This window comes from Aureisphaera sp. (assembly GCF_059726885.1).
The window spans coordinates 2,564,795-2,588,330 of the sequence record NZ_AP041051.1; the positions used below are offsets into that span (position 1 = coordinate 2,564,795).

At 43.7% G+C, this 23,536-nt stretch carries 15 protein-coding genes; 4 read left to right on the forward strand and 11 right to left on the reverse strand.

Annotation, left to right across the window (positions count from 1 at the left end; translation table 11 throughout):
• The first annotated feature begins 18 nt into the window (after positions 1-18).
• A complete protein-coding gene (locus AC6JAD_RS11205) occupies positions 19-285 on the forward strand; it encodes a hypothetical protein (RefSeq protein WP_497865451.1) in 267 nt (88 codons plus the stop codon).
• 5 nt (positions 286-290) lie between these two features.
• Here the strand turns inward: AC6JAD_RS11205 and AC6JAD_RS11210 are convergent, their stop codons facing one another.
• The 3 genes from AC6JAD_RS11210 to AC6JAD_RS11220 are packed head-to-tail and all read right to left on the reverse strand — an operon-like array spanning position 291 to position 3,369.
• A complete protein-coding gene (locus tag AC6JAD_RS11210; RefSeq protein WP_497865453.1) occupies positions 291-992 on the reverse strand; it encodes a DUF4369 domain-containing protein in 702 nt (233 codons plus the stop codon).
• Positions 993-1,049: 57 nt separating this feature from the next.
• On the reverse strand, positions 1,050-2,393 hold the full coding sequence (locus AC6JAD_RS11215) for a DUF819 family protein (protein ID WP_497865455.1): 1,344 nt from the start codon (positions 2,391-2,393) through the stop codon (positions 1,050-1,052).
• A 46-nt stretch (positions 2,394-2,439) separates the two neighbouring features.
• Positions 2,440-3,369 carry an alpha/beta hydrolase gene (locus AC6JAD_RS11220; protein WP_497865457.1) on the reverse strand — a complete coding sequence of 310 codons (930 nt, stop codon included), beginning with the start codon at positions 3,367-3,369 and terminating at the stop codon, positions 2,440-2,442.
• Positions 3,370-3,502: 133 nt separating this feature from the next.
• Here AC6JAD_RS11220 and AC6JAD_RS11225 point away from each other — a divergent pair, with 133 nt between their 5' ends.
• Together AC6JAD_RS11225 and AC6JAD_RS11230 are read left to right on the forward strand one after the other, a co-directional pair.
• Positions 3,503-4,282, forward strand: coding sequence for a S1/P1 nuclease (locus AC6JAD_RS11225; RefSeq protein WP_497865459.1), 780 nt, complete (start codon positions 3,503-3,505; stop codon positions 4,280-4,282).
• Between the two features lie 162 nt (positions 4,283-4,444).
• Positions 4,445-4,837: a hypothetical protein gene (locus tag AC6JAD_RS11230; RefSeq protein ID WP_497865461.1), complete on the forward strand. Its 393-nt coding sequence runs from the start codon at positions 4,445-4,447 to the stop codon at positions 4,835-4,837.
• Here the strand turns inward: AC6JAD_RS11230 and AC6JAD_RS11235 are convergent.
• The 6 genes from AC6JAD_RS11235 to AC6JAD_RS11260 all read right to left on the reverse strand — a co-directional run bounded on the left by AC6JAD_RS11235 (position 4,830) and on the right by AC6JAD_RS11260 (position 17,790).
• A complete protein-coding gene (locus AC6JAD_RS11235) occupies positions 4,830-5,435 on the reverse strand; it encodes an alpha-ketoglutarate-dependent dioxygenase AlkB family protein (protein ID WP_497865462.1) in 606 nt (201 codons plus the stop codon). The genes AC6JAD_RS11230 and AC6JAD_RS11235 overlap by 8 nt on opposite strands.
• A 1-nt stretch (position 5,436) precedes the next feature.
• Positions 5,437-5,787, reverse strand: a complete 351-nt coding sequence (locus AC6JAD_RS11240; RefSeq protein ID WP_497865464.1) for a DoxX family protein — start codon at positions 5,785-5,787, stop codon at positions 5,437-5,439.
• 114 nt (positions 5,788-5,901) lie between these two features.
• Complete coding sequence (locus AC6JAD_RS11245) at positions 5,902-15,441, reverse strand: HYR domain-containing protein (protein WP_497865465.1); 9,540 nt, start codon at positions 15,439-15,441, stop codon at positions 5,902-5,904.
• A 119-nt stretch (positions 15,442-15,560) separates the two neighbouring features.
• Positions 15,561-16,700: an ABC transporter substrate-binding protein gene (locus AC6JAD_RS11250; protein WP_497865467.1), complete on the reverse strand. Its 1,140-nt coding sequence runs from the start codon at positions 16,698-16,700 to the stop codon at positions 15,561-15,563.
• 8 nt (positions 16,701-16,708) lie between these two features.
• Positions 16,709-17,209 (reverse strand): phage tail protein, encoded by a 501-nt coding sequence (locus AC6JAD_RS11255; protein ID WP_497865469.1) that lies wholly within the window; start codon positions 17,207-17,209, stop codon positions 16,709-16,711.
• A gap of 26 nt (positions 17,210-17,235) precedes the next feature.
• Positions 17,236-17,790 carry a hypothetical protein gene (locus AC6JAD_RS11260; RefSeq protein WP_497865471.1) on the reverse strand — a complete coding sequence of 185 codons (555 nt, stop codon included), beginning with the start codon at positions 17,788-17,790 and terminating at the stop codon, positions 17,236-17,238.
• A 174-nt stretch (positions 17,791-17,964) separates the two neighbouring features.
• Here AC6JAD_RS11260 and AC6JAD_RS11265 point away from each other — a divergent pair, with 174 nt between their 5' ends.
• Complete coding sequence (locus tag AC6JAD_RS11265; RefSeq protein ID WP_497865472.1) at positions 17,965-18,999, forward strand: SAM-dependent methyltransferase; 1,035 nt, start codon at positions 17,965-17,967, stop codon at positions 18,997-18,999.
• 45 nt (positions 19,000-19,044) lie between these two features.
• On the opposite strand, the gene AC6JAD_RS11270 is transcribed toward AC6JAD_RS11265, so the two are convergent.
• Entirely contained in the window at positions 19,045-19,545 is a 501-nt protein-coding gene (locus AC6JAD_RS11270) for a phage tail protein (protein WP_497865473.1), read from the reverse strand.
• Between the two features lie 217 nt (positions 19,546-19,762).
• Entirely contained in the window at positions 19,763-23,449 is a 3,687-nt protein-coding gene (locus AC6JAD_RS11275; protein WP_497865475.1) for an HYR domain-containing protein, read from the reverse strand.
• Between the last annotated feature and the right edge of the window lie 87 nt (positions 23,450-23,536).

Below are 23,536 nucleotides of genomic sequence, written 5' to 3' on the forward strand. Positions count from 1 at the left end.
GCTGAAAATAATTTTGACATGGCAAATAAGCGCGATTTAAAGAAAGACATTAACTACGTATTGGGTGATATAATTGAAGCCGTATATATTTGGGAATTAACCAATCCTGATAAGGATACCAAGAAATCCGAAAAGATCATTGACGGTGCTATTGAAACATTCGATGACCTGATTGTGAAAATGAACGATCGAACAGTGGAGAACAAGAAACAACATTTCAAATCCATTCGAGTTGAATTGGAAGAAAAGGGAAGAAAATTAATCGATGAGATAAACGCCTTGTAAAACCGTTATTCTTTTCGATCTTTAATAAAAGACTCCAATGCTTTACCGTATTTGGAGTCTTTTATTTTAGGGGATAGGGAAACGTACAAGGTGTCCAAATATTTAATATTGGCATCGTAAGTCTCCGTAAGCATTAGATAAGGGGCTATCTCATAATCCGACTGATTGAGCGCATAGTTTACAGTTGCCAGATAGCGGCTCATCAATAGTTTTTCCTGTTGCGTTTGAACAGCATTCACTATAGAATCGTTTCCTGCTTTTAGCGCATTAAGCCCCTGCTCAATTAAGTCCAATCTCTTATTTTGGTAGCGATCCAATAATTTATTGTACTCCATCAATTTATCGTGATTGGTAGAACCACTTATGGTAGCTTCGATTTCGTATTGGTTTAAGTTGGTAGTCACCGTCATCTCTTTAGCTTCTGCGAAAAAAGGAATTCGCTTTACTGTATTTGAGCTGTCGGCAAATGTTAAGGTGAGATAGTGAATTTCCGGACTCTCTACGGGAGCAGTAAATTCAAACGCGGAGTTACCATCAACCATCATAGAATCTAACGAAATGAAAATAGTGTCTTCTAGCTTTTGAAGGTATAGTGTTCCTTTTTTCAACCCTTTTACCTCTCCGGTTAGGATCATTTGGTTTTCAATAGAACCACCACAACTACTTAATAATAGGCATAGTGTACAAATAGAAAGAAAGTACTTCATCAAAAGTCAATTAAAGGTCGCAAATATGCAAAATTAATTCCTGCGCAACAAGGAAAATTAGCCCATAGACGCTGCCTGCATCATCACGGTACATAGCACTGCCCCAATGGTTCCGACGGCATATCCAAATACCGCCAATAATACTCCTACGGTCGCAAGTGATGGATGAAAGGCTGAGGCAACAATAGGCGCCGAAGCGGCACCACCCACATTGGCCTGACTACCTACTGCTAAGAAGAAATAGGGAGCACGTATTAATTTGGCTGTTAAGATGAGCAAACCTGCATGAATCAAAATCCAAACAAACCCAATGGCAATAAGGCCAATATTGTCAAAGATCATGGTTAAATCCATTTTCATCCCAATGGATGCAACCAGAACGTAAATGAAAATACTTCCAATTTTACTTGCACCTGCACCTTCTAGGCGTTTTGCCTTTGTGTAGGATAGGATAACACCAATGATGGTAGTTATTGTTACCATCCAGAAGAAACTGGAATTTAAGAAGGTTAATGAGTTCTTTTTAAGTCCGTCGGGCATGGCAGTTACATAACTGTCGAATAGTTGACTCATATATCCTGCGCCAAAGTGGGCGAAACTTACAGTTCCAAATGCAATTCCAACCATGATCATATAATCGGTTAAGGTAGGATTCCGTTCTACCTTTTTGGCATAAGTGGACACTTTGTCCTTTAAGCTCTCAATGGCCGAGGTGTCCGCTTTCAACCATCGGTCAATACGCGCAGATTTGCCAATTCCAATAAGAATTAAAGCCATCCAAACATTGGCTACTACAATATCGACAAAGACCATTCCACCATACAATTTCTGATTGTATCCATAGATTTCTAACATGGCAGCCTGGTTGGCACCACCGCCAATCCAGCTTCCTGCGAGGGTGGACAATCCTTTCCAAACGGCATCGGCCCCTTCGCCACCCACGGTTTCTGGAGAAATACTACCAATAATAAGTACGGCAATGGGACCCCCTAAAATAATTCCAAATGTACCCGCAAAGAACATTATGAGTGCCTTAGGACCCAAGTTGAAAACAGCTTTTAAATCCATACTCAAAGTCATCAATACCAGCGCTGCTGGTAACAAATACCTGCTGGACATAAAGTATAAACTACTTTCGCCTTTGATTACCTCTGTTTCAGACACTACGGTATTCCATTCTGGGGCAATAACCCCGAATGACGTAAGGATTGCCGGAAGAAAGTACGCCATGAAAAGGGCGGGTACTATCTTGTAAAATTGATGCCAAAAGCCGCTTTTTTTACTTGATGTGTAAAAAATAAGCCCAAGAGCAATCATGAGCAGTCCGAAAACAATAGTATCACTGGTAATAAGAGGGGTAGTGTCCTCAATGGCTAATGCAGCCTCAAGTGGATCTTGCATGGTCAATTAGTTTGAAACGCAAAATACAATTAATTCACAAAACACACTAGCCTTGTATAAAACCCGAAATAAGGGTAATCAATTCGGGCATTACTGGAAGCTCAGGCAGATTATAGGACTTGCTGTTGTCTATATCGTTGCCTTCAATTTCCTTCAAGATATGATTCATATTCTTTACAATATGATATGCTGCTTTGGGTTGTGCATCCCTTAATAATTGAGCCTCAGATTCCTGAACCTGCAGGTCTTTATCACCATTAACAATTAAGACGGGCATTTCCAGTTTTTTGATCTCTACATTGGGATTATATTTCATCCAAGTAAGCATAAACGGCTGAATCTGCGGTCGGAAAATAGAAGAGAGGCCAGGGCTATAATTCTGGGCCACACCATTGGCGCGCATGTCATCAAAAGATTTGCGGGCATTCTCCTCTAATCCAGGTGCCTGCTTGGCAATCTGGTCTACCACTACGTCATCTATTTCCTGGCCAGCACCGGCAATGGAAATAAACCCATCAGCTTGTCCTTGGGCGGCTACCATACCCACCAATGAGCCTTGGCTATGCCCAATGATATAAATGGAAGAAAACGACTGGGCCTTCTTAAAATACCCAATCACTTCTTTGGCATCTTCTATGAAATGATCGAAACGGATGCTTTCTTCATTTAGGGTGCGATCCTTCATTTGCTTTATAATGCGCTTGTCATATCGAAAGGTAGCAATCCCATTCTTGCTTAGATCTTGCGCAAGATACTTAAGGCAATTGGTGCGTTGCATTTGCTGGTTCCCATCACGATCTGTAGGGCCCGATCCGCCCACGATAATGGCCAAAGGTGGGTTTTCTATGTTTTTGGGCAAGAGAAGTGTACCGTCAACATATGGAGATACACTGAGATCACGGGACACAATATTTGAATCTTGTGACATTAACTGGAAGAACGAAAAGAACAGGAGTGCGGATAGGAAGGTTTTCATAAAGGTTTGTTTTTGGGATCGCATACATTAAAACGAATCTTTCAGTAAATTCGTGTTAAAGCACCCACAAATTAAGGAAAATAACAATTTGGTAATTCCTATGTGGGTATATTTGTAATTAAAGGAAGTAACTATGAGAGCACTATATCTTTGGAGTATCATTGTATTGTTGAATATAGGTTTTCTGTCCGCAGCCGAAGATTGGGGCAGGACGGGACATAGGGCCACAGGTGAAATTGCCGAGCAGTATTTGACCAAAAAGGCAAAGAAGGCCCTCAATGAGTTGCTAAATGGGGCATCCTTGGCTTTCGTGTCTACGTATGCCGACGAAATTAAGAGTGATGAAAAGTATAGGCCTTATGGTCCATGGCATTATGTAAACTTTCCTTTCGATACCAACTACGAAGAACACCCAAAAAGTGAACGGGGTGATATTGTAAAAGCCATACGCTCCTGTGTAGAAGTGCTAAAAAATGAATCCTCGAGCCAGGAGGATAAGGTGTTCCACTTAAAATTATTGGTTCATTTTATGGGCGATTTGCATCAGCCCCTACATGTGGGAAAGGCCGAGGATAGAGGGGCCAATAAATTTCAGGTAAGATGGTTCGACGAAGGTACCAACCTACATACGGTTTGGGACACCAAAATGATAGAGAGTTATAATATGTCCTATTCCGAGTTGGCAGCCAATGCCGATGTGCTCTCTAAGGGTCAGATTGAGGCAATACAGAATGGCTCCCTTACCGATTGGATGTATGATACCCGTGAATTGTGTTTGGATATATACGAGAATACGGAAGTAGGAGAGAAGCTAGGATATCAATATATGTACCGCTACGTCAATGTAATGCGTACCCAACTTCAAAAGGGAGGAATACGTTTAGCGCATGTTTTGAACACCATTTTCGGATAATTTTCTTAAAACTTAGTTAAGTAAGGTATGTCGTTTATCTTATTATGCATGCATAACATCGAAAACTGAGTAAATTTTCCGCCCGATAACGTTTTCGAAATCCTTCTCATTTTTCTAACTATCTATTATAGAGTACTTTTGCCCTCTATTTGCGAGTTGAATATGTTAGAATACAGAAGATTTTATTTTACAGTTAGATTGATCGTTGGGGCGATTATCGCCTTGCATGGTCTTATAAGAATTGTGGGTATTGGAAGTTATATTGATTTCGTTTTATCCAATTACAAAGGAGTACTTCCTTTTGAGAACTTGTTGGTTATTGGTGGAGCACTTTTCCCTTTTTTGGAATTCTTTACGGGATTGCTCATTTGCTTCAATATCCGATTGAAAAATGCCCTTATTGTTGGATTTATAATTTCCGTCATCATGGGCACATTTATTTTGCTAGGCAATATGTATGAAAGGCTCATCTATCATACCATTGTTGTGGTGGGATTGGCATTTCTCTTTTTTAGTGATTCCAATCGTGTTGCCAAGAGAAAACATTTTATTTGATTGCCCTAAATGTTAGGTTGATTCGAGGCGCCTGTATCTTTTTGGTTTTTGGTAATTGGTGTTTCCAATGATGCTGAGTTTCGCCCGACATGAGTAATAAGCTTCCGTGATTTAGAAAGAGTTTGTATTTCAATTTTTTATCCCTCTTGTGCTTTAACTGAAAGCACCTTTTCGCCCCGAAACTCACGGAAGCTATTACAGGGTTTATTCCTAGCTCTTTTTCATCATCGCTATGCCAACCATTGCTATCTTGACCGTTGCGATATAAATTCAATAGTACCGTATTGAATTGAAACCCCGTGGCGGCCTCAATTCGATTCTTGATAGATAAAAGGGTAGGGGTAAATGTTCTTGGGTGCATGGTAATTCCAGAATAACTATAGGTTTTCATATCACTACCGTATAAGGCTGTTAATCGTGGCTGCGGATAGGTTTTTCCGAATACTCTAATATCGTCTTGTCGCCAAGGTGTTTCATTGTACAACTCATCGAATAATTGGTTGGCTTCCTTTAGGGAATAAAAAGCCGGGTAGTATGTAACAGAAGCATCCGGTAGCGAAATGTCAAACTCACTGGATTCTTTAGAAAATAAATCCATATTAAATATATTGGTAAGCCCAGTACATGAGACCAAATTGAAGTGGAATTCGGAATAGCAGAAGCCATTTGGGAAGGTTCAAAGAGGCTTTTTTGTCCTGAAGCATGAAGATATGCACAGGTAAAAACAAAATGAGCATGCCAATGATGCCATAGGCGGCAAGGCTTTGTGTCTCTGTTTTAAGCAGCATAAACCCGGCAATCATTTCCAGAATCCCGCTCATAAGCACAACTTCCTTATGACTGGGTATATAGGGCGGTAGGATGCGTTCATACCATTTAGATTTTGTAAAATGGGTCACTCCTGCCGCGATGAATAATACTGCAAGTACATATTGGTGCCAAGGGAACATAACTATTATTTACTTCAAAAATAATTGATTTGTCAGGTTATCTGAAACTTTTGAAAAGAAAAACCCTCCAAAACCAAAGGCCTTGGAGGGTTACTTATTAACTATAACTGATCTTTATTCCTTAATCAGTCGTTTGTTTATTTGTCCACCACTTCCTTCAATCACCATGGTATAACTTGCCGTGGCTAGGGTAGAGATGTCTATTGATGCTTCAATTCCCGTATTCCTTAGATCGTACGTTGCCACTTTTCTACCTACAAGGTCGAATAGTGTCACTTTCTCCAGTACAATGTTTTGTGGGTTACTAATGAACACCACGTTCGTTGCTGGGTTCGGGAATACTACGATCGTAGAAAGGTCTACTGGTAGATCATCTACCCCTAATGTACTCTCTACAGTAAGCTCGAACTCGCAAGTTGCAGTGTTGCCACTTTCGTCCGTTGCTGTTAAGGTAATAGTGTACACTCCATCAGGTACTAATGTTCCTGGAGCTGGGTCTTGGGTCACATCCGTAACTGGATCGGTACAGTTATCTACTGCTGTAGCTTCACCGGTTGCGAAGTAATCCGGGATCTCATAGAACAGGTTACCCGGTCCTGGATCTACGGTCTGGTCTTCAGGACACGTCAATACAGGAGGTAATGCATCTATTACGGTTACCGTTGCAGTACATGTTGAAATGTTTCCATTCTCATCCTGTGCGAATACCTGAACCGTTACTGGGGTTCCTATGTCGTCACAACTGAACTCGAAGATATCGATGGCCGTAGTAAGGATGCCACAGGCATCATCTAAGGTATCGATTACGTCCTCTGGCTCGATTACCGCCATTCCGTTTTCGTCTAGTTCCACGGTAATGTCCATACAGGTAAGTACCGGATCGGTAACGTCCTGAACCGTCACGATAGCTGTACAGCTTGAACTATTGCCGTTCACGTCGGTTACAGTAAGGGTAACCACGTTGTCGCCTACGTTAGAACAATCGAAGGTATCGATATCGATATCATAGGATGCAATGCCACAGGCATCGGTAGAACCTCCATCGATGTCCGTTGCCGAAATGGTTACGGTACCTGTATCATCAAGATCGATGACAATATCCATACAAACCACATCTGGTGCGGTAACATCTTCTACGGTAACAATAGCCACACAAGTGGATACATTTCCATTGTCGTCGGTTACGGTCAAGGTTACAGGATTGTCTCCTACATGGCTACAGTCGAACGTATCCATATCGATATCCAAACTTGCAATACCACAGTTGTCTGTTGAACCTCCATCTACATCAGCAGCCGTAATGGTCGCGTTTCCTGTATCATCTAGTTGAATCGTGATGTCCTGACAAACAGCTACCGCTGGCTCGTCGTCGTTCACCGTAATTGTAAAGGTACATACTGTTGTATTTCCATTAGAGTCGGTAGCAGTAAATTCGATTGTGCTAACACCTACAGGGAAGTCACTTCCGGAAGGAAGTCCATCCGTTTGTGCAACTGTTACACCACAGGCGTCACTTGCAATGGCATCACTGAAGGTTACCATGGCAGAACATAAGCCAGGGTCGGTTCCAGTCACCACATCACTAGGACATGAAATTACAGGTGGTATATCGTCTATCACGGTCACTACAGCAACACATGAAGAACTGTTTCCATTTACATCGGTCACTGTCAAGGTAACGTCATTAGGTCCGACATCGGCACAAGTGAAGTCAGTAATATCAATGGCGAGACTCGCGATACCACAGGCATCGGTAGAACCACCATCCACATCGGTAGGAGTAATGGAAGCATTACCAGCAGCATCAAGGAACACATCGATGTCCATACACACGGCATCTGGTGCCACATTGTCCTCAACAGTTACAGTAGCCGTACAGGTACTGCTATTGCCATTTACATCGGTTACGGTCAAGGTAACTGTATTGGCTCCTACATCAGTACAGTCGAAGGTACTTGGAGATACTGCTAAACTAGCGATACCACAATTATCGGTCGAACCTCCATCTACATCTGATGCTGTAATCGAGGCGTTTCCGTTAACATCCAATTGCACTGTAATATCCATACAAACTGCTACTGGAGGCTCGTTATCGGTAACGGTAACGTCGAAACTACATGTCGCAGTATTTCCGGCAGCATCTGTTATTACAAAGGTATTGGTAGTTGTCCCTACTGGGAATGTACCACCACTAGGTATTCCTGCCGTTTGTGAAATGGATTCACCCGGGCAGTTATCCGAACCTGTTACACTATAAGTTACTACGGCACTACATAATCCTGGATCGTTGTTTACTGAAATATCTCCCGGGCATGTAATCACAGGAGCCTCGGTATCATTAACTGTAATTACCTGTGTACAACTCGCTGTATTTCCGGCACCATCTGTTATCGTCCAAACCACATTGGTGGTTCCCACAGGGTAGGTGTCGCTTGCGTCGGTGGTATTGTTGTAATCGTTCACCGGTAATGCACACATACTTACGTCATCTATATAGAAAAGAGGTATGGCAGCTGGGTTTACTTCACTACCATTTCCACCGAAGAAATTGGTAATAGGGAAGAAGTTGATACCTCCTAATGAAATAGCTCCAGTACTACTGAAAGCCTGATAGCTATATGGATGACTTATTACTGAAGTTCCGTTTACGAAGAATTCAGTGAAGTCATTATCCAGATCGATTAGGTGTCGAACTTCGAACCAAGCTCCTTGTGGGTACGTAAATGTATTATACGTTGAATTTACGTTGTACTCAGCCGTTCCATTAGAATTCCACTGAATTTGATGACCCCATTCTGGACCACCTGCAGGGCGTTCAAACTTCTGAATATTTGTAAATGCAGTATTGCCGACTGGAATGTATAGACTATAGGTAACTTCCCAAGCTCCTGCCGTCAAGTTTCCAAGATTATATATTTGATCTACAGGTCCACCTCCTGGTACTCCTTCAATCTTCAAACTTTGCGTTCCGCTTTGTGCTTGTTCTGTAGACACTTCTCCTGCTTCACCAGCAGCACCAGTCCATCCCACCCAATTCGGGTCTTGACCATCAATAGAGCCTAATGTAAAGGACTCTAGATCCTCATTTCGCAAGCATCCACTCGAGAAGCAATTATCATCGAAGGTAGGTTGAGGGACCGTAATCGTCGCCTCACAAACCCCAGGATCGTTGCTTACATCAATGTCTACAGGACAAACGATTGTTGGGTTTTCATTGTCTATAACTGTTACAGTGAAACTACATGACGCAGTATTTCCTGAAGCATCAGTTACTTCAAACGTGTTGGTGGTAATACCTACTGGGAATACACTTCCGCTAGGTAATCCAGTTGTTTGAATTGTTGTGGAGGCCGGGCAGTTATCTGTGCCAGTTGGCGCAATAAAGGTTACTGCCGCACCACAAACTCCAGTATCATTATTTACAGTGATATCTGCTGGACATGTGATCACAGGATCTTCAACATCGTTAACCGTTACATCAAAGGTACAGGTTGCTGTATTTCCAGCGGCATCGGTAGCTGTTACAGTCACCGTTGTTGTTCCCACTGGGAACACGCTTCCTGAAGCAGGTGAACTCATCACTGTTGCCCCTGGGCAGTTATCCGCTACAGTAGGCGTAAAGTTTACGGTAGCTCCACATACTCCTGGGTCGTTATTTACAACGATATCCGCAGGACAAGTTACTACAGGAACCTCAGTATCGTTAACTGTTACTGTCATGGAACAAGTTCCTACATTACCAGCCGCATCCGTTGCAGTCCAGTTTACCGTAGTGGTTCCAACTGGGTAGGTCCCAGAAGCGTCGGAAGTTCCATTAAAGTCATTGGTAAGCGTAATGAAACCTGTATTCGCAGTAAGCTGGAATTCGTGGGATCCCGCTCCAGAACATTGGCTTGAATCTACGTCGGCATCTGCCAAGAGCGTAAAAGTGAGATCGGACCCAAAGGTAGCAATCCAGTTGTTCCAGGTAGCCGCAGCAATCGTCACTGAGCTACTAATGACAGAACAAGTAGGTCCACCACCGCATTCTTGGAAGATTTGAACTCCATCAGGACCTGCCAGTGCAAAGCACTCTGAAGAAGAGCCCGAAGTGAAGTCTCCATTATATTCCATATCCAATATAACATCTAGTACAGTTGTTCCCAATCCTGTAATAGTCGAAGGCGTGTCTATTAGATCACCTCCACTAAACAGCATGGCTGTTACAGGGCCCGTAACAGTAGTGGTAGTACCTGGACAATTTTCGAATATCGAAGGCGCCGGTACCGTAACTACGGCATTACAATTACCTGGATCGTTGTTTACTGTTATATCGGCAGGACAAGTAAGCATTGGTGCTTCAGTATCACTTACCGTTACATCGAAGCTACAGGTTGCTGTATTTCCTCCAATGTCTGTAATTACAAAGGTGTTTGTGGTAGTACCAACCGGGAATTCGCTTCCTGAAGGCAAACCAACTGTTTGTGTTATACTAAAGGTTTGTGGTAGGAAGACAAAATTATCTAATGATCTGTCCCCGCCAGAAATATTATCCCATCGCATGGATGAAATCTCAGTCCAATCGGATGTGGTCGGGAAATTAACCACCCCAGTCGCAGCCGGTGTAAAGGTTGCACCTGTAGAGGATGTGAAAACAAAATCTGCAGGATTCGCACAAATCTCTACACTCTGTGGAGTAAAGACAACACCTCCATTGTACACCCAGGTATTGGAAGTATTACCATGCATTAGCATTCCATCTCCATCACCACAAGAAACTGTCCAAGGGGCATCGATGTGCTGTCCTGGGTCTGCTGAAACTAACATTCCTGCTTCAGCATAAGGGGTTCCAAAATTATCTGGTCCCGTAAATGTGAGTGTAATGGGAGATCCTCCTCCCGCACAGTTGTCCATTCCTGTAACAGTATAGTTAACTACCGCGCCACATATGCCTGCATCATTATTTAGGTTGAAATCACCTGGGCATGTAATGGTAGGTGGATCTACATCGTTCACAATTACGTTGAAAGAACATTGTGCCGTATTTCCAGAACCATCTGTTACTTCAAAAGTATTTACTGTGGTTCCTACAGGGAATGCACTTCCACTAGGTAATCCTGTGATTTGAACCGTAGTAGCAACACCGCAATTATCGGTTCCTACAGGAGCAATATATGTAACCACTGCCTCACAAGTTCCAGGGGCATTGTTTACAGAAATGTCCGCAGGACATGTTATAGCAGGTGGTGTGGTATCTTCTACCGTTACCGTATCGGAAGCACTGTTAGTACATCCATTAGCATCGGTAAACGTATATGTAATTGTATGTGTGCCTGTTCCAGCGGTAGCTGCATCGAAGGTATAGGTCATTCCGTTACCATCATCTGTAACACCTGGACCGCTATACACGCCTCCTGTTGGAGTTCCTCCACCTTGTCCAGTTAAGGTCGCATTAGGACAAACCGGACTTGCTGGTGCTGTAAATGTTACTGTAGGTAAAGCGAATACTTCTACATCGTCCGAACCACTTCCTGTACATCCATTGGCATCGGTAAAGGTATATGTAATCGTATGTGTACCTACACCAGCAGCAGCTGGGTCGAAACTATACGTCATTCCATTTCCATCATCGGTAACACCTGCGCCACTGTAAACACCTCCAGTTGGTACTCCTCCACCAAGACCTGTTTGCACTCCTGCATCGACACATAGGTCTGCAAGAGCTGTAAAGGTAACCGAAGGCAAAGCAAATACCTCTACATCATCGGAGGCACTATTGGTACATCCGTTAGCATCAGTAAATGTATACGTTAAGGTATGTGTTCCCACACCTGCAGCGGCAGGATCGAAACTATAGGTCATTCCATTACCATCGTCTGTAACTCCAGGTCCCGTATAGAAACCACCTGTAGGAGTACCTCCACCTAGACCTGCCTGTACCCCTGCATCCAAACATAGATCGGCAAGAGCGGTAAAGGCTACTGTGGGTAATGCATTTACATTAATACTATCGGAGGCACTAGCGGTACATCCGTTGGCATCAGTAAATGTATATGTCAATGTATGTGTTCCCACACCTGCAGCAGCAGGATCGAAACTATAGGTCATTCCATTTCCATCATCTGTAACACCTGGGCCGCTATAGACACCTCCTGTTGGGGTTCCGCCACCAAGTCCAGCTTGTACTCCTGCATCTACACAAAGATCTGCGGGAGCAGTAAAGGCTACTATTGGTAAAGCGAATACCTCTACATCATCCGAGGCACTAGCGGTACATCCGTTGGCATCTGTAAATGTGTATGTCAATGTATGTGTTCCCACACCTGCAGCAGCAGGATCGAAACTATACGTCATTCCATTTCCATCATCGGTAACACCTGTACCACTGTAAACACCTCCAGTTGGCGTTCCGCCACCATTTCCTGACTGTACCCCAGCATTTAAGCAAAGGTCAGCTAGTGCAGTAAATGTAACCGTTGGTAGTGCAAATACCTCTACGTCATCGGAGGCACTATTGGTACATCCATTGGTATCGGTAAATGTATATGTTAATGTATGAGTTCCCACACCAGCAGCTGCAGGGTCGAAACTATAAGTCATTCCGTTTCCATCGTCAGTCACGCCAGTTCCACTATAAACTCCTCCTGTTGGCGTTCCACCACCTAGACCAGTTTGTACTCCTGCATCTAAACATAGATCGGCAAGAGCGGTAAAGGTTACTGTAGGCAATGCAAAAACTTCAATGTCATCTGAAGCAGAACCGCCTCCAGAAGTATATGTTATTGTATGAGTTCCCACACCTGCGGCGGCTGGGTCGAAACTATAGGTCATTCCGTTACCATCATCGGTAACACCTGGACCACTATAGACACCTCCTGTTGGAGTTCCACCACCTAGTCCAGCTTGTACTCCTGCATCCACACAAAGATCGGCAGGTGCCGTAAAGGTGACTACAATACTAAGACTTGCAAAAGGAACTGTAGATAGTCCTCCTCCAAACGCAAAGGCATGATCGTAATTGGCTGGATTTTCAAAATCGGCACTACCTACAGGAATGGCACGACTTGCAGGGGTATATTCAGTTTTATCTGGAGCAGTTGCAGGGAAGCCATCTACTACTAGGGCATTGAGATAAATACCTGTTGGATTTTCTACTGCAGGTAAATTACCTCCGGGTGTTGCAGAATTACCAGTGTACATTACCGAATAAATATCGGTTACCCCGTTGGTTGGATCGGTATCACTATCAGCATAGGCGTACAAGGTTTCACCGTTGGTCGCCATAGCGAATCCTCCTACGATGACGGCAATAGATCCGCATCCATTTCCAGAAGTATCACTACAGGCAACTGCAAAGGTATCTGGAGCAGTCTCCGTTACTGTAATAACATCTCCTTGGTCAATTTGTCCTCCTGGAGACGTCCATTGTAATACTGATTCTCCAGATGAGAATAATAAAGTTGTATTGTCAAATTCGTCCTCTGTAAAATATACGACTGTACCAGCAGGAACGTCTTGGGCCGCCACAAAAGAGAATCCGTCTGCGGTCGCTCCGTCATGTGCCATACCCATTACGGCAACCAATGGATCTGAAGCTGAGGTATCATCATTGGTGATACTTCCGGTAGCACTATTTGGGCTGCCTCCATCATATCCAGTTCCTGAAGCAATCATTAATTCTACTGTTTCGACAGGTTCTACCATGGCATCAATAACCGGTGTAACGGTTACTGATACTGAAGAACTTCCGTTAAGTATTGTAGCCGTTCCTGTGGTTGCAGTAAAGGTATCTGCACCAGAAACGGTATAATCTGTTGTTAAGGTTGCCGATCCCGCTACAGTAAAATTAACTGTAATGTTAGATGTTGCGGCGGCGCTTAATGTAAAGGTATAGACCATTCCTACACCACTATCTTCAACCGTTGTAGTTGGAGCTACGGCCAATGTAAGTGTTGGATTGGCAGAGCCAGTAACAATAATAATATTGGCAAAAGGCACTGTAGACAGGGTTGCCGGTGCTTGTGCGTGTAACCAATTAGCTGTGTTCTGGAAATTGGCTTGATCTACCGTCACCCCTCGTAAGGCTGGGTTGTATTCGGTTCGTTGCGGTTGTACTGCTGGGAAACCATCTACTACAACAGATCCTACGTAAACTGAAGAAGGATCTTCAAGAGCTGGGATATTTCCTCCCGGGGTTGAATTATTTCCTGTATATAATACCGAATGTACTTGGGTAACTCCATTGGTAGGATCGGTATCCGAATCACTGTATGCAAAGAAACCTTCTCCATTACTGGCGAAAGTGAACCCGGTTACGATAGTGGTAAAAGAACCACACGTACCACTATTACAGGTTGCTGTAAACACATCGGGCGAGTTTTCCGTGGCAACAATAACCTCCCCACGCAAAACACCTCCTGCTGGAGCGGTCCATCGTACTACTCCTTCACCACTTGTTGTAGAGAAGGCAAGTGTATTTCTGTTAAACTCTTCTTCAGTAAAGAAGACTTCTGTACCTGCTGCAATATCATCTAAGGCTACAAAAGAGAATCCTTCTATTCCCGGTGCCACAGCATTGTTTAAACCTGTCACTGCAACTACAGGGGTAATTGCTTGAGTATCGTCATTAATTATTGTTCCGGTGGCAGCACTAGGACTACCTGCCGTATATCCAGCACCAGAAGCCAAAGTTAAAATCATGGTTTCATCTGGTTCGAGTGCGGTGTCACCAGTAGGGGTTAAGGTTACCGTTGCAGAACTGGCTCCCGAGCTTATTACAACAGTCCCGGCAGTAGCGCCAAAGGTCGCTGCTCCACTTTGCCCATAATCGCTTCCAAATGTAGCTGAACCACTAACATTGAAGTTAACAGTGGTATTGCTAGCAGCAGTTGGACTGATACTAAATGTATAGGTAATGCCACTACCACTATTCTCGTTTACCGATGCCGGAGCTGCGGTAAGTGTAACAGTAGGACTGGTACATGCCAAGGTGAAACTATTGAAAGCTGTAGTTGAAAGAGCTTGAAATGCCTGTGCATGTAAATAATTACTCACATTTTCAAGGTTATCGCGACATAATCCATCCCGAACACCTGCAGCAGCAAATTGATATTCTGCACGATTGGGACTTGCAGCCGGGAAACCATCCACAACAATAGAGTTTGGATAATCAGGGGTTGGATCTAAAGCTGCTGGAATAGTACCTCCTGTGGCTTGTCCGGATTCCCCAGTATAGAAAACCGAATAAATCTCGGTCACCCCATTTGTGGGATCCCCATCGGAATCACTATAAGAGTAATAGGCTTCTCCATCGGTTCGTAATGAGAAAAAGCTAGTAAGTACAGTGGCCGTTCCACAGGAACCTCCTCCTGTACAAGTTACACTTAAAACATTACTTGCTCCCTCCTGTACGCGTACAACCGTCCCAACAGTTAGCGCTGAACCAGCTGTAAATCGAACTACCGATTCTCCGCCGGAAAATACATTGGTTCCGTTGTTGTATTCGTCCTCTGAGAAATAAACGAATTCCCCATTAGCAATGGGTTGTGTCACCAGAAAGGAAAACGAGTCGGTTCCTGAGTGGGTGGTTCCAATCACTACTGCTTTTTGACTGAAGCCTTGGCTTACAGTCAGCAATGTGACTAGAAGTACGAATAAGTAAGTAATTTTTTTCATTATGAGGTCATTTGGTTATAATTTATCTCCCTTTTAAACATATTAATGGTTTCTCAACAAAAGTAGCCGAGGTGTTTCATAATAGGAATAAGTACTATTACGTAATTTCATTGTTAAAATTAAGTGCAGATATATGGATTTTGCCAGCCAGCATAAGGTAATTCCTCAAACTTGGCATACAAATCCTCCATAAAAGAGGTTTCCATGGTATCTATTACACTATTGGTGTAGCCGTCATCCGAATAGGAAAAATCCCTAATCTTTAATTTGGCTATTTGTGTTTCGTGATAAGAATTGTAGGTCAACAATCCTCTTGGGGATGGTATGCTACTATTTTGCAATACATTGGCCAAGGCAGGTGGAATGTGTCCATGTTCGTTTAAGGTCATGGCAATTACCTGTCCTACTTCATAGCCAAGTAAGGTCATAATAGTGGGGGGCTTTTGAAAGGTTTCTTTAATTTTCGCAGTAAAAGTCTGCATGTTTTCATCTTCGTCTTGGAAGGTCCAAGAAGCTACTGAGATCAAATTCTCAATGCCGTGATTTTCTGAAACAATGGATTCATCGGTTAATGTGGGAATGGCCACAAAAGGAATCTTGCCATTAAGATCCGAATTCGCCAAAGTATCAAGAACTTTCATTCCTTCTTTAAAACTAAATAAGGTAAATACGACATCGGGATTACTTTCTTGGATTCCCTGAATCATACCCTCGTAGTTTTCAGATTTATAATCTATAGGAGCTACATAGTAATTCACTATTTCACCACCATGATCTGTAAATCCTTGAACAAATGCTTGGGAATGTTGATAGCCTCCGTCATAATAAGAAGCCGTTACAGCAGCCTTTTTACCATATTTTTTGGCGGCATACATTCCCGCTCCATAACATGATTGCCATAGGTTAAGGGAATGATATAGTATATTAGGACTAACGTGTTCCTTTTTAATGGCATTGCCTCCCAAATTCACATGAATGAGGGGTTTTTGGTACGCATTGAACACACTAACTAAATCGGTAAGTTTAAACAAACTGCAAAAAGATACGACCAAGGCAGCATCTTCTTGCAGGATCATTTTTTCTCCTATTCGAACAATTCCATCATCTGCGGCAGTTCCCACTCCTTCAACTAAGAACTTAAGCGAGTGTTCTCTGGTATTCCATATGTTGAAACTGTGTTTCAGGCCATTCATGAAATCCAACGCTAAGGTTGGGAACATATCCGATCTAGGAAGTAACAAGCCGATTTTTGTCTCCATGGTGACTTTTAGCTTCTAGAAGGGAATAGTCCAGATAAAGCAATGCTGTAGTAAATACCTACAAAAGGATTTCTGATGCTATAGGCTTGCCCACCTCCCATACTAGCTGGAGGTGCTAAGTTTGCATTAGAATCTTCAGAAAAGGCGTCCGTTTGCATGGAGATATGCTTACCTGCAGGGTTGCTCTCTTCGCCATCGGCAGATTGCACACCTATATTATGTGTATGGGCGGGCATTTGAGCTACAGTCATGGTATGTGTTTCTGCACCTCCTCTTTGACCCCAAGAAATAGGACTAAGCCCTGGGCCATTACCAACATGTACTATACTTCTTCCTCTAAGGTCCGGTAATGCGAAGGTAGTTCTTCCATCCCCACCATAAGTGGTTCCAAGAAGTGAAAATAATGCTGAAAAAGATGCAATAGGTAATAGTTGACCATCGCAGTGGGCCCAATCCCTGGGTGGGAAGTTAAACCCGAATGCTTGAATTTGTCCGATAAATGGCTCCATAATACTAGAAAATTTTGATTAGTTAATTAGTTGTTGAAGGCAATATTGAAAGTAACGTTCAGTTGGTTTGAACGCTTTTCACGAGCTAGGTACACTCTGTCCTCCAGTTGTTTGTTCTCTTCCCAATGCTTTGATGTGAGTTGAGCAGAAATATCTGAAACTGCCAGTTCAGTAAAGTAAGCCTTATCATCTTTGGAGATCCGAAAGTAAATCCTTCCCATTTTCCCCTTTTCATTATTAGGTACATCTGTAATAAAACTATACTGTCCCGATGCGTCTGTCTTTAACTTTGCACGATGACGAAATTTGGTGGAATTGGGAGACATATGCCATACTTCCAGTTGAGCCTCTTTAAGAGGGGTGTTTCCCGAGTGTTCAAAAATCGTCCCGGATACTTTAATGGATTTGCCAAAACCAAAGGTTCTCAAATCTGTTTTCTCCTCGGCAAAAGGATTATAACCTTCAAAAGGTGAGTGGTCGTTTGTAAGCGCTTGAACCGCTTGTGTAGAAAATAATGCAATGCCAGAAGCGGCAATGGCAGAGGTTCGAAGGAACGTCCGCCGGTCAGGGGTCTTATTCATAATTGGGTCAGTTAATTGTTTAAAATTAGGGGATTAGCCCTTAATGGACTAATAAAATCGATGAATGACACGATTTTTCTTTCACGAACCTTTTTATGGTCTGTGAATCAGACAATTACGGTTTTCACGTAATTTGAAAAAAAAAACTAACTTCGATTCCCTCAAAAACAGACTATGATTTCGTCAAATTTTCTTGACAGACTCCGTCAAATTGTTCCTGTAATTCTCGATGATTCATTGGATTTTTTGGAACTACAAAACGCCTTGAAGGATTTTAAATCCCTATGCATGGAAATTAGTGATATAGATTTTGAGGCAGAGGCATCAAAAAATCCCATTTTTCTGAATTCCGGAAAAGCGATAGGTCCCATGTGGGCAGGAGCGTGTATTGATGACATTGTTCGCACCAAACGATTTGTTCGTGGGTTGAAAAGGGCCATAGATGATGTGAAGACCGAAAAGGAATCTGAACCTGTGAAAATTCTTTATTCTGGGACAGGACCTTTCGCAACTTTGGTGCTCCCGTTAATTTCAGTATTTACCCCTCAGGAAGTACAATTCGTGTTGCTGGAAATAAACCCCATTAGTTTTGACAGTGTACAACGGGTGTTCAAGGCATTTAATGCAGAGGATTATGTGTCTGATTATATAAATGATGATGCGAGTACCTGCACATTGCCCAACCCGGAGGAGATTGATATTGTAGTAGTAGAATGCCTGCAACATGCATTGGCTAGGGAACCACAGGTAGCGATTACCCATAACCTCATTTCGCAATGTAAGGAAGATGTTATTTTGGTGCCCGAAACCATATCATTGCACATATCTCTTATTAATACAACCAAGGAAATTGAGGCCTTAACACAAAACAATTCGATTCACATTTCCGAGTATCGACAAGATAGTAGATCAGTTTTCACCTTGAATATGGAGAAGATGCGTGCTCTTGGCGCACCGTTGCATGCTAATTTTCGATTTCCCCGGGAAAGGGCGAGTTTCGCAAAGGAGGTTGTGGGAAAAATGAATACTATCGCCATTACTACCGAAATACATACGTATGCCCAAGAATTCCTAACCTATAAAGAAAGTGGTTTAACCATTCCGAAGACAGTAAAACGGTTGAACGGTTCCGAAGTTCCCCTTGAGGTGATCACGTGTTACCGTTTGGGTAAGGATCCAGAATTGGAAGTAACCTTCACAAACGAATAAAAGGCCAAAATTTGGCCTTTTATTCATATTGCTATGTTATAATGACTAGCTTCTAGATGGGAAAATTCCCTGAAGGGCAATACAAGTATAGATACCTAGATAAGGGTTTCTGATACTATAAGATTGTCCACCACCTACAGTTTGTGGTGCGGCTAGATTTCCAGTGGCGTCTTCTGCGAATGCATCGGCATGATTAGCAATGTGCTTACCCGTTGGGTCCGCCTCTTCACCAGCAGCAGCATTAACGCCTATATTGTGCGTGTGAGCTGGCATTTGCGCTACCGTTAAGGTGTGGTTTTCGGCACCGGCCTTTTGTCCCCAAGCGATGTTTGAAAGACCTGGGCCATTCCCAACATGTACCATACTTCTTCCTCTTAAATCTGGAAGGGCAAAGGTAGTTCTACCATCACCACCAAAAGTAGTTCCCAATAAAGAAAACAATGCAGTGTTAGAAGAAATGGGTAAAAGTTGCCCGTCGCATAATGCCCAACCTCTTGGTGCAAAATTAAAACCGACTGGCATGATTTGTCCGATAAATGGTTCCATAATAATTGATTTTAGATTACTAATTGATTTTTAACTTGAGGAAGCGGGGATTCCTTTTTTTTCATAATTAACTTTCTAGGGTTAATCTGGAAGCTAAAGTATTATGGGTAAACCAGATGTGCTATATGTATAAATACGTATTTTGAGTTTGCGGTATTAAAAAACCCTCCGAAGCTTTTGGCTTGGAGGGTTTTCCATTATGGTATGTTCGAGTGTTTTATCTCTTGACCAGTCTTTTCACCGTCGATGCGTTCTCGCTGGTGATCATGACCATGTACACCCCTGTTGCCAGGTCGGACACGTCTATGGCCATCTCCTGCTGCATGTCTGCAAGGTCGATGGTCCTGATGAGTCGTCCGTTGGTGTCGTAGATCGCTGCCTGCTCCAGTAGGATGTTGGCCGTGTTGGCCAGTGTCACCACAGAGCTTGCAGGGTTCGGGTACAGGCTGATCGCGTTGTCCAGCACCGTGTCCTCAAGGCCCAGTACGCTCTCCACGGTCAGCTCGAAGCTACAGGTCGATACGTTGCCGTACTCGTCCTCCGCCGTAAGGGTGATCGTGTACACGCCGTCCGGTACCAGTGTCCCCGCCGCAGGGTCCTGCGTGGTGATGGTAACGGGGTCCGTACAGTTGTCCACCGCCGTGGCCTCGCCGGTGGCGAAGTAGTCGGGGATCTCGTAGAACAGGTTACCCGGTCCTGGGTCCACGCTCTGGTCCGCCGGGCAGGTGAGCTCGGGGGCGAGCGCGTCCACCACGGTGATCTGAGAGGTACAGGATGCGATGTTACCGCTGGCGTCGGATGCGAACACCGTAGCGGTGATCACCGTACCAACGTCCGCACAGGTAACCTCGGTCACGTCCACCGCCAGTACCGTGATGCCACAGGCATCGAACGACAGTGGGCCGCCCGGTATCTCGATGAAGAACGCGTCCCCGTCACTGTTGGTCAGGGTAAGCTCCCAGTTGTCCGGGGCGAACTGGCCCTCGAAGCCTGGGTCGAAGTTGGTCACCATCGTCTCGTTGTTGCCGAAACCGTTGTCGTCCGTCTGGGAACGGAAACCGAACACGTCGCCGGCCACAAGGCTAACGGAGGCACTGCCCGACTGGTTGCCCTGGGCTGGGTCCGTAAGCTGGGTGTAGGCACCGTTGACTATGTAACCGAAGCTGTCGAAGCCGGGCACGTCGTTAAGGGTGTAGTCCCAGTCGAAGTTAACGGTAACGTCAGCGGTAACGTCCACGGTGAAGTCCGTGAAGCCCTCGGTGCCCGATTGGTTGTCGCTACCGATCACCATCGCGTCGAAGGTGCTCGGCGCAGTCGCCAACAGGTCCTCTGGGTCGATCTCGGTCGTACCGTCGGGGCCGATCTCGATCGTTACGTCCTGACAGATAAGGACAGGGTCCGTTACGTCAAGTACCTCTACCGTTGCATTACAAGTGGCAGTGTTTCCACTATCATCTGTAACGGTAACTTCAATAATATTTAATCCTAGATTCGAACAATCGAAATCTATAGTAGTATCTGCTCCAGGAGTACAGTTACCAGAGAAAATGTATACTCCATCATTTCCGGGAACTGGGTTACCCCATGTAGCTCCGCCGTCGGCAGTGTTAAGACAATCGTAATCTCCAGCTCCAGAAGCTCCAGATACCTCCCATGCAGTAATACCACCTGATGTGGAAGTTACCGATACAGATACCCAGTAATTTGTCTGAACACCTGCTTGTCCTGCAAATAGGAACGGGGTAATATCGAACACTGTCTCGCTAACGTCGAAACCGAAGTTGTTTCCAACAACTGTTTGTGCAGAAGGAGCTACACCAGCTTCACTACCTATTTCGGCACCAGGTTGACCAGCGTTATCCTCATAATAAGTAAAGTCGGCAGTTGCAATAGTTGCACCCACATCGTGGAACAGGTTCATCGTTACCTGCTCTAGATTGAAATCTTCATCTGCAGGAACTACAATATCATTGGCTACTAGGAATCCACTTCCCGGGTCGCTGAAATACCCATTTTCAAAGGCATTACTTCCATTAGAAATTTCTTCACAAGTAAGATCTCCTGGTACGGTTGCAGTTGCACCACAGTTATCGGTTACCGTTACTAAATCGGAAACATTAATAGTAGCATTTCCATTAGCATCCAATTCAACAACAAACGGAGCAGAGGCTAACGTTTCTACATTCAATTGTACATTATCTAATGCGAATTTAGCAGGACCAGAGAAATCATCTGGAATACTTTGCCAGTAAGCAATACGAATATCTTGACCAGCATAGGCAGAAAGATCTGCTGTTTGGCTAACCCAAGCATTGTCATTGTCTATAATTCCAGCAGTAGCTGTTATTTGAACTAAAACTTCTAATACGTTATCACTTAAATCACGTACTTGAACTTCGTAAATTCTGTCTTGACAACCTGCACAGAAACTTGCAAGGTCATAATCAATATTTTCATCCCATGTAAGGGTTGCGCCTACAGCGGCTGGATCTATAGAAACATCTTGATAAATAACTGCTTCTCCAGATTCTCCGTCGAAACCGTTACCTGCCAACCAAGCTCCATCTGTTGGTAATGCTGGATCAAAGAATCCATTACCATCATTGCTGGCGTAGGCTCCCCAAGCTAAGAAAGGGTTAGGATTATCTATAGCAGTCCAATCGCTAAGATCTCCAGTTTCAAAACTCCCATTTACCATAATGTCTTGAGATTGGAAATCTCCTTCACACATGATCACAGGTGCTTCATCGTCTATAACGGTTACAGTAGCATCACAAGTAGCCGTGTTACCACTATCATCAGTAACTGTTAGGGTGATGGTATTATCACCTAATTCGGCACAAGTAAGGGTAATGGAAGCGTTTCCACCAATGTCTAGACTGGCGATACCACAGTTATCCGTACTTCCTCCATCTATTTCCGCAGCATTCAATACATATTCACCATTGCCGTCTAAGGCCACAGTAATATCTGCACAAACTGCCATAGGAGCTTCATCATCTGTTACAGTAATCGTAAAAGTACAGGTAGAACTTGCACCTTCCATATCGGTAGCTGTAAATTCAATTATAGTTGCTCCTACTGGGAATTCCGATCCGCTTGGTAGCCCCATTGTTTGTTCAACCGTATCTAGGTCACCGTCAGGATCGACTACTAATGGAGGCGCGAATCCTACTACAGCTCCACAAATTCCTGGACTTGCTGTAGTGGTTACGTCCATTGGACAGGTGATCATTGGAGGGTCTCCAATAACCTCACCAACAACGTTCATCACGGTACCAAAAGCACTTGGCCATGGAGCGTAAGTTGGAAAACCACAAGCTGTAGATTCAATATAAGTTGGAGCAATACCTCCATCTGAATTACCTAGGATCGCTGGGAAATTTACTCCATCGCTTACTAGATCAATTTCATATACAAGTAATTCCCCTGCAGGAATAACAGCACTCATAGGTTCTGATAACAGGGTAAGATTGTCTGCATTTGAAACAGTTCTGGTAGAGGTTGCTTGTAACGTCATTGCTCCACCTGGAAATGGGTCCGGTGTAGAGTAAAGGTTGATCACAACATCGAATGGTCCCGTAGTACCTCCAAAAAAGAATACGCCAAACTCTACACTGGAAATGGTGAAGTTTCCATTTACCGCATGATCATTTTCGAGATCAAATGCCCTAGCGATTTTGGTGTCAAGTAAAATAGTTCCATCATTACAGGCTCCACCCTGAGTAAAGTTCTGAGTGTTACTCTGCGTAATGGTCACCGGTGCAAACTCCGAATTGTTTGCATCCGATTGCAAGGTTTGGTTCATAACCGGATTGTCTAGCGCAGTAGTGCTAGAAAAATCTTGCGCAAATGACGTGGATACCAACATCAAGCACAAGAAGATTTGAGTAAGTTTCTTCATAATTAAATGTTTAATTAAAATTAGTCGCTCAAAAATAATACGGAAAGAATTATCTGACAAGAATTTAAGGCAGGAAAAACCCCTTTT

Excerpts from the sequence above, each read along its gene's own strand:
- AC6JAD_RS11205 (WP_497865451.1), top strand. The coding sequence starts at position 19 with ATGGCAAATAAGCGCGATTTAAAGAAAGACATTAACTACGTATTGGGT.
- AC6JAD_RS11210 (WP_497865453.1), bottom strand. The coding sequence starts at position 992 with ATGAAGTACTTTCTTTCTATTTGTACACTATGCCTATTATTAAGTAGT.
- AC6JAD_RS11215 (WP_497865455.1), bottom strand. The coding sequence starts at position 2,393 with ATGCAAGATCCACTTGAGGCTGCATTAGCCATTGAGGACACTACCCCT.
- AC6JAD_RS11220 (WP_497865457.1), bottom strand. The coding sequence starts at position 3,369 with ATGAAAACCTTCCTATCCGCACTCCTGTTCTTTTCGTTCTTCCAGTTA.
- AC6JAD_RS11225 (WP_497865459.1), top strand. The coding sequence starts at position 3,503 with ATGAGAGCACTATATCTTTGGAGTATCATTGTATTGTTGAATATAGGT.
- AC6JAD_RS11230 (WP_497865461.1), top strand. The coding sequence starts at position 4,445 with ATGTTAGAATACAGAAGATTTTATTTTACAGTTAGATTGATCGTTGGG.
- AC6JAD_RS11235 (WP_497865462.1), bottom strand. The coding sequence starts at position 5,435 with ATGGATTTATTTTCTAAAGAATCCAGTGAGTTTGACATTTCGCTACCG.
- AC6JAD_RS11240 (WP_497865464.1), bottom strand. The coding sequence starts at position 5,787 with ATGTTCCCTTGGCACCAATATGTACTTGCAGTATTATTCATCGCGGCA.
- AC6JAD_RS11245 (WP_497865465.1), bottom strand. The coding sequence starts at position 15,441 with ATGAAAAAAATTACTTACTTATTCGTACTTCTAGTCACATTGCTGACT.
- AC6JAD_RS11250 (WP_497865467.1), bottom strand. The coding sequence starts at position 16,700 with ATGGAGACAAAAATCGGCTTGTTACTTCCTAGATCGGATATGTTCCCA.
- AC6JAD_RS11255 (WP_497865469.1), bottom strand. The coding sequence starts at position 17,209 with ATGGAGCCATTTATCGGACAAATTCAAGCATTCGGGTTTAACTTCCCA.
- AC6JAD_RS11260 (WP_497865471.1), bottom strand. The coding sequence starts at position 17,790 with ATGAATAAGACCCCTGACCGGCGGACGTTCCTTCGAACCTCTGCCATT.
- AC6JAD_RS11265 (WP_497865472.1), top strand. The coding sequence starts at position 17,965 with ATGATTTCGTCAAATTTTCTTGACAGACTCCGTCAAATTGTTCCTGTA.
- AC6JAD_RS11270 (WP_497865473.1), bottom strand. The coding sequence starts at position 19,545 with ATGGAACCATTTATCGGACAAATCATGCCAGTCGGTTTTAATTTTGCA.
- AC6JAD_RS11275 (WP_497865475.1), bottom strand. The coding sequence starts at position 23,449 with ATGAAGAAACTTACTCAAATCTTCTTGTGCTTGATGTTGGTATCCACG.